Source organism: Gordonia amicalis, from assembly GCF_022059885.1.
GTDB lineage: Bacteria > Actinomycetota > Actinomycetes > Mycobacteriales > Mycobacteriaceae > Gordonia > Gordonia amicalis.
This window is the reverse complement of sequence record NZ_CP091855.1, coordinates 2,201,919-2,216,198: the sequence shown is the minus strand read 5'-3', so window position 1 is coordinate 2,216,198 and position 14,280 is coordinate 2,201,919. Positions and strand designations below refer to the sequence as shown.

Annotated in this window: 12 protein-coding genes and 1 pseudogene; 12 read left to right on the top strand and 1 reads right to left on the bottom strand. The window is 68.5% G+C overall.

Annotated features, from left to right (window positions below):
• The first annotated feature begins 302 nt into the window (after nt 1-302).
• The 12 genes and pseudogenes from IHQ52_RS10205 to IHQ52_RS10150 all read left to right on the top strand — a co-directional run bounded on the left by IHQ52_RS10205 (nt 303) and on the right by IHQ52_RS10150 (nt 13,417).
• Nucleotides 303-1,544 carry an MlaD family protein gene (locus tag IHQ52_RS10205; protein WP_157228319.1) on the top strand — a complete coding sequence of 414 codons (1,242 nt, stop codon included), beginning with the start codon at nt 303-305 and terminating at the stop codon, nt 1,542-1,544.
• On the top strand, nt 1,534-2,151 hold the full coding sequence (locus tag IHQ52_RS10200; protein WP_006437081.1) for a hypothetical protein: 618 nt from the start codon (nt 1,534-1,536) through the stop codon (nt 2,149-2,151). Before IHQ52_RS10205 ends, IHQ52_RS10200 begins: the two co-directional genes overlap by 11 nt.
• Nucleotides 2,152-2,179: 28 nt before the next feature.
• Nucleotides 2,180-3,093, top strand: a pseudogene (locus tag IHQ52_RS10195) (oxygenase MpaB family protein).
• Nucleotides 3,090-3,719, top strand: coding sequence for an oxygenase MpaB family protein (locus IHQ52_RS10190; RefSeq protein WP_332108820.1), 630 nt, complete (start codon nt 3,090-3,092; stop codon nt 3,717-3,719). Before IHQ52_RS10195 ends, IHQ52_RS10190 begins: the two are co-directional and overlap by 4 nt.
• Nucleotides 3,716-4,429 (top strand): GntR family transcriptional regulator, encoded by a 714-nt coding sequence (locus IHQ52_RS10185; protein WP_006437084.1) that lies wholly within the window; start codon nt 3,716-3,718, stop codon nt 4,427-4,429. The genes IHQ52_RS10190 and IHQ52_RS10185 overlap by 4 nt, the downstream gene beginning before the upstream one ends.
• Before the next feature lie 58 nt (nt 4,430-4,487).
• On the top strand, nt 4,488-5,210 hold the full coding sequence (locus tag IHQ52_RS10180) for an HAD family hydrolase (protein WP_040004831.1): 723 nt from the start codon (nt 4,488-4,490) through the stop codon (nt 5,208-5,210).
• On the top strand, nt 5,207-7,558 hold the full coding sequence (locus IHQ52_RS10175; protein WP_006437086.1) for a glycoside hydrolase family 65 protein: 2,352 nt from the start codon (nt 5,207-5,209) through the stop codon (nt 7,556-7,558). The genes IHQ52_RS10180 and IHQ52_RS10175 overlap by 4 nt, the downstream gene beginning before the upstream one ends.
• 75 nt (nt 7,559-7,633) lie before the next feature.
• Complete coding sequence (locus tag IHQ52_RS10170) at nt 7,634-8,320, top strand: HEAT repeat domain-containing protein (RefSeq protein ID WP_096273531.1); 687 nt, start codon at nt 7,634-7,636, stop codon at nt 8,318-8,320.
• Nucleotides 8,314-9,294, top strand: a complete 981-nt coding sequence (locus tag IHQ52_RS10165) for a HEAT repeat domain-containing protein (RefSeq protein WP_006437088.1) — start codon at nt 8,314-8,316, stop codon at nt 9,292-9,294. The genes IHQ52_RS10170 and IHQ52_RS10165 overlap by 7 nt, the downstream gene beginning before the upstream one ends.
• Nucleotides 9,295-9,352: 58 nt before the next feature.
• Nucleotides 9,353-10,942 carry a methionine--tRNA ligase gene (gene metG, locus IHQ52_RS10160; protein WP_006437089.1) on the top strand — a complete coding sequence of 530 codons (1,590 nt, stop codon included), beginning with the start codon at nt 9,353-9,355 and terminating at the stop codon, nt 10,940-10,942.
• 16 nt (nt 10,943-10,958) lie between these two features.
• The gene (locus IHQ52_RS10155; protein WP_006437090.1) at nt 10,959-12,143 is read left to right on the top strand and encodes an aminodeoxychorismate synthase component I; all 1,185 of its coding nucleotides are present in this window, start codon (nt 10,959-10,961) and stop codon (nt 12,141-12,143) included.
• A 26-nt stretch (nt 12,144-12,169) separates the two neighbouring features.
• The gene (locus IHQ52_RS10150) at nt 12,170-13,417 is read left to right on the top strand and encodes a helix-turn-helix domain-containing protein (RefSeq protein ID WP_006437091.1); all 1,248 of its coding nucleotides are present in this window, start codon (nt 12,170-12,172) and stop codon (nt 13,415-13,417) included.
• Here the strand turns inward: IHQ52_RS10150 and rsmI are convergent.
• A complete protein-coding gene (rsmI, locus tag IHQ52_RS10145; protein ID WP_006437092.1) occupies nt 13,341-14,243 on the bottom strand; it encodes a 16S rRNA (cytidine(1402)-2'-O)-methyltransferase in 903 nt (300 codons plus the stop codon). The two genes, IHQ52_RS10150 and rsmI, sit on opposite strands and share 77 nt — an antisense overlap.
• Between the last annotated feature and the right edge of the window lie 37 nt (nt 14,244-14,280).

The window sequence follows — 14,280 nt, the reverse complement described above, 5'->3', positions numbered from 1 at the left end:
CATGACGAACTTCGACCGCGCGATCCGGGGCGACTACCTCGTCTTCGACGGTTCGCTCGACATCCCGGGCGGCACGACAAGATCCTCACCGGCGGTGTTCTGCTCGCAGGTCAGCCGCTCCCGACACCGGACGACCTCCGCAACGTGCTGTCCGGCGGTCTCGCGAACAAGAGGCCGGAGAAGAAGGCCGCGAAGAAGGCGGCGCCGGCGACGAAGACCCCACCCAAGACGACCCCTCAGACACCCAGCCCACGCCCAGGAGCCCCGCGATGACCACCAAGGCGAAGACCCGGCGCCTTCGGATGCCCCGCGTTCGGATGCCACAGGCGCGCACTGGGATGCTGCAGTTCCTGATCTTCCTCGCCCTCTCGGCGATCGTGATCCCCTACGGCATCAACTTCATCGCCGGGCCAGAGGGATTCGGCGACAAGATCGTCCTGACGGCCAGGATGGACGACGCGTTCGGGCTCAGCTCGGGCACGGGCGTCACGCTCCGCGGCGTCGACATCGGCACCGTGCGTTCCGTCGAACTCGATCCGGCCGGTGGCGCCGCGGACATCGAACTGGTCGTGCGCGGGGACACCCGCATCCCCGCCGACTCTTTCATGCAGGTCACGATGGCCTCGATGGCCGGCATCCAGAGCGTCGACATCATCCCGCCCGACAACAATCCCCCGTATCTCGAGTCCGGTGACACGATCGCCGCGCCGGCCGACAAACAGCCCAAGCAGATGGACGCCATCATCGGCGACGCCGCGTCGGTGCTCCGCAGCATCGGCAGCGGCAACCTCACCACGCTGGGCAACGAGTTCTACGCGGCCTTCGACCACGACGAGAAGGCCCTGGCCGGGATCGTGTCGAACGGAACCGCGCTCGCCGGGCTGGTCAACCGCAATGCACCGATCCTGCAGGGACTCTTCGACGAATGGCTACAGGTGCTGTCCGCGATGAACGACACCACCACGGCCTTCGAGGCCGGCATGCGCAGCGCCGCGACATTCACCGACCAGCTCGACGCCAACCAGCCGGTGTTCGTCTACCTGCTCGACAAGTCACCCGAATCGCTGACCCGCACACAGGCGCTGTTCGACAAGTACCGCGGCACCTTCGGCGGTGTGATGGCGAATCTCGCGGTGGTGGAACCGATCATCTCCGACCGCGACCAGTCACTCGCCGTCGGCCTGGAGACGATCCCCCAGGGTCTGCTGGACCTGCGTTCGATCGTGAAGAACGGGCGCGCCGACTTCGCGCTCATCGGCACCCAGGGACCCGTCTGTATGTTCTACGACCAGCCCCGCTACCCGGTCGGCGATCTCAACACCCCGGCACCGAATCTCGCGCGCTTCTGCCCGGCGGGCAACGGCTACGGACAACGCGGCGCGGTGAACGCCCCACGGCCGAACGACCTGGGCACGAGCACCTGGACATCCCCCGGCGGTGTCTCCGGACCACCGGCCGTCGCCGATCCACTACTCATCCCGAACGGCGTGGAGCTGCTGCAGTGGTGGCACGAACTTCTGGAAAGGGCACGAAATGGCAACTGACACAACGACTCGAACCGCAGCGGCGGGAACCGCCGCCGCGGATGCCGACGGGACCGCGGACGTCTCCTCGACCGGAACCGCATCCGCTGCGCGCACTGCTCCCCTGACCCGGAAGCCGGCCGGCCGGGGCACGATCGTCACCGGTGTACTCGCGTCGCTGCTGCTGGGTGCGACCGCCCTCGCCGGGTTCTTCGGTTACCAGTACGCGACAACCGATTCCTCGGCCACCTCGCCCGAGGCGAGCGCCGAGGCGATCGACACCGCCAAGGACTACGCGATCAAACTGTCCAGCTTCGACTACCGCGATCTGAACAAGAATCGGGACGCGATCACCGCGATGTCGACCGACGACTTCGCCGCCAAGTACAGCGAGATGGTCACCGCCCTCAGTCAGATCGTCACCGACGGCAAGGGTGAGTCCACCGCCGAGGTGTCGCACGCGGCCGTCGAGAAGATCGACGGCTCCTCCGCGACGGTGATCCTGTTCGCCGACCAGAAGGCACGCAACGTCGTCTCCCCGGACGGCAAGACCCAGCCGTACCGGATGGTGGTGACGCTCGATCGTTCCGGCGATCGCTGGCTGGTCGACAACGTCGAGACGAAGTGAACCCACACCGATCCGAGGAGTGACCACCATGGCCGCGAGCTACCTACCGTCGATCGAGGACACCGAGCCGGAACTGACGACCCGGCGCACCCGCATCCACATCACCACCCGCAAGCGGCGCGCGACCAGCCTGCGCAACCAGCGCGCATCCAGGAGGCCATCGACTTCTGGTCGTTCGCCGGCGGTGCCGCGAACGTCGTCATGCAACTGGGCTGGCCCGAGGTCGCCTACGGCGTCATGGAGAGCAAGGTCGAATCCGGCGCGCTGACCAAGCATCCGTGGAAGCGGGCCCGCACCACCGGCCAGTACCTCGCGGTCGCGATCCTCGGCACCGACGAGGAGAAGGCCGCGTTCCGGGAAACGGTCAACTCGGCTCATCGCCACGTGAAGTCCGACGCGAACAGCCCGGTCAAGTACAACGCGTTCAACCGGGAACTCCAGATGTGGGTGGCCGCATGCCTGTTCGTGGGTATCGAGGACATGCACCTACTGCTCCACGGCCAGATGACCGAAGACGAGGCAGAGGAGTTCTACCAGTCGTCCAAGACCCTCGGCACGACGCTGCAGGTACCCGATGACATGTGGCCGGCGACGCGCAAGGACTTCGACCGGTACTGGAACCTCGCGTGCCAGCGCATCGTCATCGACGACACCACCTGCGACTTCCTCAACGATCTCGTCGACCTCAAGATGATCAACCCGCTGATCCGACTGCCGTTCGTGAGTCTCCTGCGCTTTCTCACCATCGGGTCGCTGCCGCCGATCTACCGCGACCAGCTCGGCCTGGAATGGACCGAGGACGACCGTCGGCGCTTCCAGCACCTGTTCACCTTCGTCTCGGTGGTCAACAAGTTCCTGCCCAAGTCGATCCGGTTCGGTGGCAGTCGCATGCTGATGCGGGACCTGCGACGCCGGATGAAACACGACAAGGCGATCATCTGATCTCGCGACGTTCACGTCCGGACCTCGCGCGGGTCCTCGACGAGCCGGTGATCTATCTGATGTGGCCCCGCGCGGCGCTGATGCAGCTGGCCCACGCGGGGGTGGCCCCGACCGAGGTCGAGAGCGGCGTGTACGGGGTCCGCGGCGCGGGCCGCTGGTCGGGAACCGTGAACTACCTGCGGACCGCGGTCGCCGGCGACGAGGACAGCGTGCGTGATCTCGTCCGCGAGGTGAACAAGGACCTCGACTTCGTCGAAGGGGACTACCCGGCGACCCTGCCGCGGTCGACGTCGGACGATCCGGAACACGTCACCGCAGGCGACGTCGCCGCGCAGGTGTTCGCAACCTATTCGATGCCCTGGCGGTACGTCCGACACCTCCCCCGCATCCGCCTGCTGACGTGGGGAATGGCCGGTGAACGGTTAAGGTCGATCTACGGAGTCGAATGGTCCGCCGGCCACGAGCATCGTTTCCGCCGGACGGTGCCCACGGTCCGCCTGCGGCAGGGTCTCTGCCCCGGACCGATCCGACGCCGACACGGCAGACGACAGCGCATACGCCGCGCCACCCGACTCAGGCGGACCGCGGTGACGGACCCCCACACCAACGGACGGAACGACCGATGACCCCCGGACCTCTCCACAGGACCCAGCTGGCCGTCGAGGTGGCCGACTACCTGCGCACGCGCATCATGACCGGTGTCCTGCGGCCGGGCGAGTTCGTCCGGCTCGACGAGACGGCGTCGGCCCTCGGTTGCAGCGTGACGCCTGTGCGCGAGGCACTCGCGACACTCCGCGGCGAGGGACTCGTGAAACAGGCCCTGCACCGGGGATTCATCGTGGAGACGCTGACCCGCGGTGACATCGTCGACATCTTCTGGATGCAGGCCGAACTCTCCGCACGTCTGGCCAGTCATGCCGCCGAGAACCCCGACCTGGCCGAACAGCTGGATGAGCTGGGCGCGATCGTCGACGATCTCGAGACCGCGGTCGAGTCGGGACGCGCCGACCGCGTGCTCTCCGCGGAGTTCGCCTTCCACCGCAAGGTGCACCTCATGGCCGAGAGCAAGAAGCTGGCCTGGTTCCAGTACTCGGCCAGCAAGTACAACCCGCTGCAGCTGTATTCGAACGACCCCGGGTGGGGCCGGGAGGCCGCGACCAGCCACCGGCGACTCATCGAGCTGTTGCGCAAGGGCGACACCGTGGGCATCAAGTCCGAGATCGTCGCGGCGTTCGACGACGCTCGTGACCGCCTGATCGACCAGCTGGAATCCATCGGTTTCTGGGACGACGAGCAGTCGCCCACCGAGGAAGCCCGCACGGCCAGCTCTGCGTGACGCGCGCTATCGCGCTTCGTCGCGCCTTCCCCGACTCGGACGGGTAGCGTTGCGCATCGTGTTGGGATTGCCAGAAGTGATCTCTGTCGCGCTCTTCGATCTCGACGGGGTCCTCACCGAGACCGCGGTGCTCCACCGCAAGGCATGGAAGAGAACCTTTGACGCCTTCCTCGCCGAACGCGCCGGCGGCGTCGATGCCCCCGGGTTCGTGGAGTTCACCGACCAGGACTACCTCGACTATGTCGACGGGCGTCCCCGTGAGGACGGCGTGCGGGCATTCCTCGCCTCGCGCGGGATCACCGATGTGGACCCGGCGACCGTGACCGCGATCGGCAGCCGCAAGAACGACATGTTCCTGGTCAGCCTCGCCGAGGAGGGTGGGCATGCCTATCCCGGCTCGGTGCGGTACCTCACCGCGGCACGTGAGGCGGGCCTCCGCATCGCAGTCGTCACGTCGTCGAAGAATGGAGGACCGGTGCTCGATGCAGCCGACCTGTCGGGATTCGTCGAGGTTCGCGTCGACGGTCTCGAGATCGCCGCGCGTGGACTCAACGGCAAACCGGCTCCCGACTCCTATCTCCTGGGAGCCGAGCTGATGGGCGTCGAGCCGGCCGCTGCCGCGGTTTTCGAGGACGCCATCTCGGGCGTACAGGCCGCTAGCGCAGGCGAGTTCGGCTACGTCGTCGGCATCGACCGCGTCGGCGGAGTCCAGGCCGAGGCGATGCGTGCCGCCGGCGCCGACATCGTCGTCAACGATCTCGACGAATTGCTGCCCGCATGAACCCGGATCAAGGACACGGGTTCGAGATCCACCCGTGGCAGCTGAAGTGGAGCGGCGGAGTCGATCTCGACATGCTCGGCCGCACCGAGACGTTGTTCGCGTTGTCCAACGGGCACATCGGCTTACGCGGAACCTTCGAGGAAGGTGAGCCGGTCGATCACCCGGGCACCTACCTCAACGGCTTCTACGAGTTGCGCGGCCTGCCCTACGCCGAGAGCGGCTACGGCTACCCGGAGTCCGGCCAGACGGTCGTGAACGTGACCGACGGCAAGATCATCCGTTTGCTCGTCGAGGACGAGCCGATGGATCTTCGGTACGGGCGTACCGAAGAGCACGAGCGGACGCTGGACTTCCGTACCGGCACGCTGCGCCGGCACACCCTGTGGACGTCGCCGACGGGCCGCACCGTGCGGATCAAGTCCGAGCGTTTCGTCTCGTTCACCAAGCGCACCATCGCAGCCATCCGCTATGAGGTGGAGCCCGTTGACGAGGACATGAAACTCGTTCTCCAGTCCGATCTGCTGGCCAACGAGCCGGTCCCGGCCCCGGGCAACGACCCGCGTCTCGCGGCCGCGCTCGACGCCCCGCTGGTGTCGGATCTCGCGACCTGCCGCAACTACTGGGGCATGCTGGTCCACCACACCAGGCAGTCGGGTCTGCACATCGCGGCCGGCATGGATCACGAGATCTACTTCCCGGACAAGGCCGACACCTTCATCCGCGCCGACGGCGACCTCGCCCGCCTGACCATCGCGGCGAATGTGCCGAAGGGCAAGAGCCTGACCCTCACCAAGTACATGGGGTACGGCTGGTCGGCCCGACGCTCGGTCCCGGCGTTGCGTGCGCAGGTCGACGCCGCGCTGGCGATGGCGATGGAGACCGGCTGGGACTCCCTCAAGGCCGACCAGGTCCGATACCTCGAGGACTTCTGGCGCGACGCGGACATCGAGCTCGACGGCGATCCCGAACTCCAGCAGGCGGTCCGGTTCGCGCTGTTCCACGTCCTGCAGGCCGGCGCCCGCGGACAGTCACGCGCGATCCCGGCCAAGGGACTCACCGGTCCCGGATACGACGGCCACACCTTCTGGGACACCGAGAGTTTCATCCTCCCGATGCTCACCTACACGGTGCCCGCGGCGGCCGGGGAGGAACTCCGCTGGCGCCATGCCACCATGGACAAGGCCAAGGCCCGCGCCGCGGAACTCGGGCAGCGCGGCGCCATGTTCCCGTGGCGCTCGATCAACGGCGACGAGTGCTCGGGCTACTGGCCCGCGGGCACGGCGGGCGTGCACGTGTCGGCCGACATCGCCAACGCCACCGCCCGGTACCTGCGCGCGACCGGCGACGAACAGTTCGAGACCGAGTGTGGCGTCGAACTTCTCGTCGAAACCGCCCGGCTGTTCGCCGGCCTCGGCCATCACGATGTCAACGGGAAGTTCCGCATCGACGGCGTGACCGGGCCCGACGAGTACACGGCCGTGGTCAACAACAACGTCTTCACCAACCTCGCGGCACAGCAGAACCTGCGCGACGCGGTGGCGGCGGTGCACCGTCGACCCGATCTCGCCGAGCAGTTCGGGGTGACCACAGCCGAAGCGGCGCACTGGGAGTCGTGCGCGGACGACATGTCGATCCCCTACGACGAGGCGCTGGGGGTGCACCAGCAGTGCGAGTCCTTCACGCTTCTCAGCGCGTGGGATTTCGAGTCCTCGGTCGGCCGCTACCCACTGTTGCTGAACTATCCGTACTACGACCTCTACCGCAAACAGGTCGTGAAGCAGGCCGATCTGGTGTACGCGACCTACCTGTTCGGCGACTCGTTCACCGCCGAACAGAAGCTCCGCAACTTCGACTACTACTACCCCATCACCGTGCGCGACTCGTCGCTGTCGGCATGCTGTGAGGCGGTCACCGCCGCCGAGGTCGGTTACCTCGACCTCGCCTACGACCTGCTCGCCGAGTCGGTGTTCACCGATCTGCACGACCTGCACAACAACGTCAACAGCGGCCTGCACATCGCTGCGCTCGCCGGGGCGTGGACGGACTGCGTGGCCGGTTTCGGCGGCATGCGCGACTTCGGCGGGCAGATCACCTTCGCGCCGCGACTGCCGAGGCGGTTGACCTACCTGTCGTTCCGCATGATCGTGCGGGAGTCGAAGATCGTGGTCGCGGTGGACAAGGAGAGCACCACCTACCGGTTGCTGTCGGGTCCGCCGATCGACCTGGCACACCACGGCGAGAAGTTCACGCTCACCTCGGCGCCGGTGACCATGAAGATCCCCGACTTCCACTACCGCGAGCCACCCAAGGCGCCTCCGGGCTGCGAGCCCTACCGACGCGAGATCTGATCGGGCCCGGCGCGTCCACCGCTTGACCTTCACACTGTGTCAAGGACTGCAATGCGGGGGTAGGAGGTGCCGACGATGACAACCGAGCACGCACTCAGCGACCCCACCCGTAGCGCCCTGTCCACCGCGCTGCACTCCCCCGAGGCCTCGACGCGGCTGCGGGCGGCGATGGCGGCGGGTACCGAACCCGACCCGCGCCTCGTCGACGACCTCGTCGCACGCTGCGGCACCGAACCGGATTTCTTCGTCCGGGACATGCTGACCTGGGCGCTGACCAGACTTCCGGCGGCGCTGACGGTACCGCGCCTGATCGGTGAGCTGGTCTCGGCGTCACCGCAGGCGCGTGCCCAGGCGCTGCACACGCTGTCGAAGATCGGCGATCGGACGGCGTGGCCGGCCATCACCGTCGAACTGCTGCACGACGCCGATCCCGACGTCGCACGGGCCGCGTGGCGCGCCGCGGTGGTCCTCGTCCCGGCGGACGAGGAGGTGGGACTCTCGGTCGAGTTGGCCGGTGAACTCGGTCGCCGCGGAATCGAGGTGCAGCGCAGCCTGAGTCGTGCGCTCGCCGCTCTGGGCGAGATATCGCTCGACGCACTCGCCTCGGCTCGTCGACATCGGGATCCACGGGTCCGCGCGCATGCCGCCGCCACCGCGCGGCTCCTCGACGATCCGGACAGCGACTTCGCGTATGAGCTCGAAATGGCCACACGGTTGGCGAACACCGGTGTACCGGTTCATGATTCGGGTCCGCCGTGCTGATCGGCGAGGTGGCGCGGCGTTCGGGTGTGAGCACCCGGATGCTGCGCCACTACGACACCCTCGGCCTCGTGCGGCCGACGGGCCGGACCACAGGTGGTTACCGCGAGTACTCCGACGCCGACATCGAACGCCTCCTCCATGTGGAGAGTCTCCGGTCGCTGGGATTGTCGTTGCGCGACGTCGGCCGTGCACTCGACGATCCCGGCTTCGCGCCGGATGCGCTCCTGGAGCGGATGATCCAGGACACGGAGGACCGGATGGCCGCCGACGCCCGGCTACTGGATCGGCTGCGGCAGATCGAGGCCGCCGACGCCGACGACTGGTCGGCGGTACTCGATGTGGTCGGTCTGCTGCGCGCGGTGCATTCCGAGTACGCCGCCCACCGCCAGCGGGCGGCGTTGCGGGCGGGCGACGCCGGACTGTCCGCCGAGGCCCTGACGGACGCGCTGCTGGCCGAATCCGATCCCAACACGGCCGGCGCCCTCCGCTGGGCACTCGCGCAGACATCGGGTGCGCTCGACCAGCTCGCCGCGCGGGTGGCCGACCACGATCCGACGATCCGGCGCCGCGCAATCACCGCCCTCGCCTCGATCGAGGACGCCCGGGCGACCGCCGTGCTGGAGGGGGCGCTGACGGACCCCGATCCCGAGGTCCGGCGCACGGTCGCCCGCGCCCTCGGCCGTCGGGGGGTCGACGCCGCGGTGGACGTCCTCATCGAACTCGTCGCCGCCGGGGACCGCGACGTCGAGGCGGCCGAGACCCTTGCGACGTATGCGGACGACGACCGGATCGTCGGCCTGCTCGTCGATCGTCTCGGCGGCGACCCGGACCCGTCGGTCCGGCTGCGGCTGGTCCAGGCGTTGGCCGAGATCGCCGGCGACGCGGCGTCGAAGGCCTTGACCGACCTGGGGGACGACGCCGACGAGACGGTCGCGCGCACCGCGCGGGCCATCGGATCGTTACGATCCCCCTGAACGGCGCCGACCCGCGATTGGCTGTCACCGGCCGCCGGTCGGTACTCTGTGGAGCACTATGGCACCCGATCTGACCAGCCCTGATCTGTCCGGCACGGCCGAGGACGGCACCTCGTACGGTGCGGGGCGCCCGTACTACCTCACCACCGCGATCGCTTATCCCAACGGCGCACCGCACATCGGGCACGCCTACGAGTACATCTCCGCCGATGCCCTCGCACGGTTCAAGCGCCTCGACGGTTTCGACGTCCGGTTCCTCACCGGCACCGACGTCCACGGCCAGAAGATGCAGCAGACCGCGCTGGCCGAGGGCATCCCCACCGCCGAACTCGCCAACCGGAACTCCGACCGGTTCCAGTCGCTGCAGGAACGCCTCGGCTCCAGCTTCGACCGTTTCATCCGCACCTCCGACGCCGATCACAAGCGGGCGTCGGAAGAGCTGTGGAAGCGGATGAGCGACCGCGGCGACATCTATCTCGACAAGTACTCCGGCTGGTACGACGTCCGTGACGAGACGTTCTACGCCGAGGCCGACACCGAGGTCAACGACGCCGGCGAGCGCGTCGCCTCCGACACCGGTCACGTGGTGACCTGGACCGAGGAGGAGACGTACTTCTTCCGGCTGTCGGCCTACCAGGACAAGCTCCTCGAGCTGTACGAGGCACAGCCCGACTTCATCGGTCCCGACGCGCGGCGCAACGAGGTCATCAGCTTCGTCAAGGGCGGGCTCACCGACCTGTCGGTGTCGCGGACGACCTTCGACTGGGGCGTCCGGGTCCCCGGCCACCCCGAACACGTCATGTACGTGTGGGTCGACGCGCTGACCAACTACCTGACCGGAGTCGGGTTTCCCGACGATCCGGCGACCTTCGAGCGGTTCTGGCCCGCCGACCTGCACATCATCGGCAAGGACATCATCCGGTTCCACTGCGTGTACTGGCCCGCCTTCCTGATGAGCGCGGGCGTCGAGCTGCCCAAGCGGGTCTTCGCGCACGGCTTCCTGTTCAACAAGGGCGAGAAGATGTCCAAGTCGGTCGGCAACGTCGTCGACCCGGAGAACCTGATCGACGAGTTCGGTCTCGACCCGGTGCGCTACTTCTTCCTGCGCGAGGTGTCCTACGGCCAGGACGGGTCGTACTCCGCCGAGGCGATCGTGTCGCGCATCAACGCCGACCTCTCCAACGAGTTCGGCAACCTCGCCCAGCGCACCCTGTCGATGATCGGCAAGTACTTCGACGGTGTGGTGCCGGCGACCGGTGAACTCACCGACACCGACCGCGCGCTGCTCGACCGGGCCGACTCGCTGCTCGAGACCGTCCGCGAGCACTTCGACAACCAGGCCATCCACCTCGGACTCGAGGCGCTGTGGTCGACGCTGGCCGAGACCAATCGGTACATCTCGTCGCAGGAACCGTGGAAGCTCGCGAAGACCGACCTCGACCGCACCGGCACCGTGCTCTATGTGTGCGCCGAGGTGGTCCGCATCGTCGCGGTGCTGAGCCAGCCGGTGATGCCGGAGTCGTCGAACAAGATCCTCGATCTGCTCGCCGTCGGCGACGACCGCCAGTTCAGCGCCGTCACCACCCGGCTGGCACCGGGCGTCGCACTGCCCAAACCGTCGCCGGTGTTCCCGCGGTACGAGAACTGACCCGCCCTCGCCGCACATGGCCGCGTCCGCGCTCGATGCGCTCCGGGCTCTCCATGCCGAGACCCGCACCCGGGGACTCCCACCGCCCGCAGCGCTGATCGGCGACTGGCTGGACACCGACGCGGTGATCGCTCCGACAATCGAGGTCGTCCCGGGCTGCACCCCGCCCGACGACCCCGACCGCTTCTGGTTCGGCTACCTCGGATTCCCCGTGCGCGCCGAGGAGGCGTCGCTGCCGTCGACCGCCGGGGGTCTCACCGACGGCGTCCTCGTCCTGCGGAACGGCGTGTGGTCGACCCTCGGCACCGGCCTCCCCGACTGGGCGTACGCCGTACTCGACGCCCCGCATCCCGGTGAGGGGAAGCCGACGACGACCGACTGGACACCGCCGGCGCGCGAACCGCATCTGGCCGCGATCGATCGCTGTCTCGACGCGATCCGCGCCGGCGAGGTGTATCAGGCATGCGTGTGCACGCGGTTCACCGGCACGTTGTCGGGTCGGCCGGTGGACTTCTTCGCCGACCTCGCCGGTGCCACCACCCCCGCGAAAGCGGCTTTCCTCCAGGGTGATTGGGGTACGGTCGCCAGCCTGTCACCGGAGACCTTCCTGCGGCGCACCGGGAACATCATCAGTTCCTCGCCGATCAAGGGGACCCTGCCTGCGCACGCCGACCCCGACGCCCTGTCCGCCTCCGCGAAGGACATCGCGGAGAACATCATGATCGTCGACCTCGTCCGCAACGACCTGGGACGGATCGCCGTCACCGGCAGCGTCCGGGTGCCCGAACTGCTGTCGGTGGTGCCCGCGCCCGGCGTCTGGCACCTGGTCTCGCGTGTCGAGGCGATCGTGCGGCCCGGCACGGGCACCGCCGAGGTGCTCGACGCCACCTTCCCGCCCGCATCGGTCACCGGTACGCCCAAGCTGCGTGCGATGGAGCTGCTCGCCGACTGGGAGAGCAGCGCCCGGGGCGTCTACTGCGGCGCGATCGGCGTCGCCGGACCCGACCGCGCCCTCGATCTCAACGTCGCGATCCGCACGGTCGAGATCGCTCCGGACGGCGGCATCGCACTCGGTGTCGGTGGCGGAATCACCATTGATTCCGTCCCGGACGACGAGTGGCAGGAGTGTCTCGACAAGGCTGCCAGCATCGTTGCCGGCGACCGGACGCAGACGTTGCAGGATCGCAAATACCGGACTTGATTGGCGATTTGGGTAATATTTCTCCCATGACTTTGTCCATCCGGACGACCACCGATCTCACGGAGCTGGCCCGGGAGATCAATCGCGACCGCGAGGCGATCATGTCGGGTGCGACGCCGCCTCCCCGATTCGCGGATGAAGTGGCCGAGTCCTGGACCCGGGTGAAGGCCGCGGACAATCCCTCCACGCTCGACGACCACCACCGCGGACGGATCGACCGCGACGAGCTCGAAGCCCGCCGGTCCGCGCATCCGCTCCGCCACTCGGTGGACTCTCTCAAGCGGGTGTTCGCCCAGTCGGCCGACGACCCGCTGATGGCACTGGGCATCTTCGACACCGACGGGGTGATGCTGTGGCGTGGCGGCTCGCGCGCGGTGCTGCCCGAGGCGAACCGGCTCGGCCTCGTCGAGGGAAGCCGGTGGGATGAGGATTCCGCGGCGACGACGGCGGTGGGCCTGGCGATCCGCCACCGGCGACCCAGCCGCGTCTTCGGCGCGGAGCACTACAGCCGATCCCTGCACGGGCTGTACTGCACCGCGACGCCGGTCCACGATCCGCGCACGGGTGAGATGGTCGCGGTCGCCGGGCTGGCCGGACCGGCGATGCAGATGCAGCCCGCGGCTTCGGCGTTCACGAACGCCCTGGCGGCACTGAGCGAGCACGAGGTGACTCTCGCCCATCAGCGCACCCTCGCCGACCTCCGTTACCACGGCCGTGCCCAGCTCGCCGGCCTGCACGGGCCCGGTCTACTCATCGACGACGACGGCTGGGTGGCCGAGGGCCGCGGGTGCACGCCGCCGGTCCGGGTCGCCGCGCCGACGGTGGACATGCGTCAGTTCGTGCCCGGACTCGGGATGTGCGTCGTCGAACGACTCGGGATGGGCTGGCTCGTGCGTCCGGCAGGCCCCTCGGGTCCGGTCATCGCCGAACTCGACCTCGACGGCGAGCCGACGATCACGGTCACCGGTGACGACGACCCGTGGCGTACGGTGCTCACCCGGCGCCACGCGCAGATCCTGTTGCTGCTGGCCGACGCGGGCGACCATGGACTCACCTCACAGCAGTTGAGCCAGTTGCTGTTCGGCGACCAGAACCACACCGTGAGCGTGCGTGCCGAGTTGTCGCGCCTGCGCCGGGTGGTCGGCGCGCTCGTCTCGAGCCGGCCCTACCGGCTGGCGCCGCGCGTCGAGCTGCGGGTCAGCTCGGATCAGCTCGACGCCTATCGAGAACCGACTGGTAGACGTCGCGTCGCGAGGCACTCGAACCCTGCGTGACCTCCGCGCAGGCATCCTTGAGCCGCATCCCGCCCGCCACCAGTTTCTCGGCGCGGTCGGCCAGTTCGTCGATGTCGGGTTCGGCGGCCACCGCGCCGGCGATGACGACCGTGATCTCGCCCTTGACGCCGCCGGCCGCCCACCCGGCCAGTTCGGCCAGACCACCGCGGCGGACCTCCTCGTAGGTCTTCGTCATCTCCCGGCACACCGCGCCGCGCCGATCGGGTCCGAGGATCTCGGCCGCCGCGGCGAGCGTGTCCGCCAGCCGGTGCGGCGACTCGAAGAAGACGGCGGTGCGCGGCTGGGCGATCAGCTCGCGCAGCCATTCCGCACGGGCACCCGGCTTGCGTGGCGCGAAGCCCTCGAAACAGAACCGCTCCGACGGCAGCGCCGACACCGCGAGTGCCGTCGTCACCGCCGAGGGTCCCGGCAATGCCGTCACGGGCAGACCCGCCTCGGCGCAGGCCACCACGATCCGGTAGCCGGGGTCGCTGACCGAGGGCATCCCGGCATCGGTGACCAGCAGGACCGTCTCACCGCCGGCGATCGCCTCGACGAGGCCCGGTGTCCGGGCGGCCTCCACCTGGTCGTAGTAGCTGACGACGCGTCCGCCGATCTCGACGCCGAGCGCGGCGGCGAGCGACCGGGTGCGGCGGGTGTCCTCGGCGGCGACGATGTCGGCCGTCTGCAGCGCCGCCCTCAGCCGGGGCGACGCATCGTCCACCTGTCCCATCGGGGTGGCGGCCAGCACCAGCCGTCCGCTCGTCCCGGGCACGGCAGACCGGGGGTGGTCGGTGGACTGTGTGTCGGGCTGGGCGGCATTCATCGTCAGCCAGCTTACGAGGGCCCACTAGGATCGAGCG

Excerpts from the sequence above, each read along its gene's own strand:
- metG (WP_006437089.1), top strand. The coding sequence starts at position 9,353 with ATGGCACCCGATCTGACCAGCCCTGATCTGTCCGGCACGGCCGAGGAC.
- IHQ52_RS10205 (WP_157228319.1), top strand. The coding sequence starts at position 303 with ATGCCCCGCGTTCGGATGCCACAGGCGCGCACTGGGATGCTGCAGTTC.
- IHQ52_RS10170 (WP_096273531.1), top strand. The coding sequence starts at position 7,634 with ATGACAACCGAGCACGCACTCAGCGACCCCACCCGTAGCGCCCTGTCC.
- IHQ52_RS10175 (WP_006437086.1), top strand. The coding sequence starts at position 5,207 with ATGAACCCGGATCAAGGACACGGGTTCGAGATCCACCCGTGGCAGCTG.
- rsmI (WP_006437092.1), bottom strand. The coding sequence starts at position 14,243 with ATGAATGCCGCCCAGCCCGACACACAGTCCACCGACCACCCCCGGTCT.
- IHQ52_RS10200 (WP_006437081.1), top strand. The coding sequence starts at position 1,534 with ATGGCAACTGACACAACGACTCGAACCGCAGCGGCGGGAACCGCCGCC.
- IHQ52_RS10185 (WP_006437084.1), top strand. The coding sequence starts at position 3,716 with ATGACCCCCGGACCTCTCCACAGGACCCAGCTGGCCGTCGAGGTGGCC.
- IHQ52_RS10150 (WP_006437091.1), top strand. The coding sequence starts at position 12,170 with ATGACTTTGTCCATCCGGACGACCACCGATCTCACGGAGCTGGCCCGG.
- IHQ52_RS10155 (WP_006437090.1), top strand. The coding sequence starts at position 10,959 with ATGGCCGCGTCCGCGCTCGATGCGCTCCGGGCTCTCCATGCCGAGACC.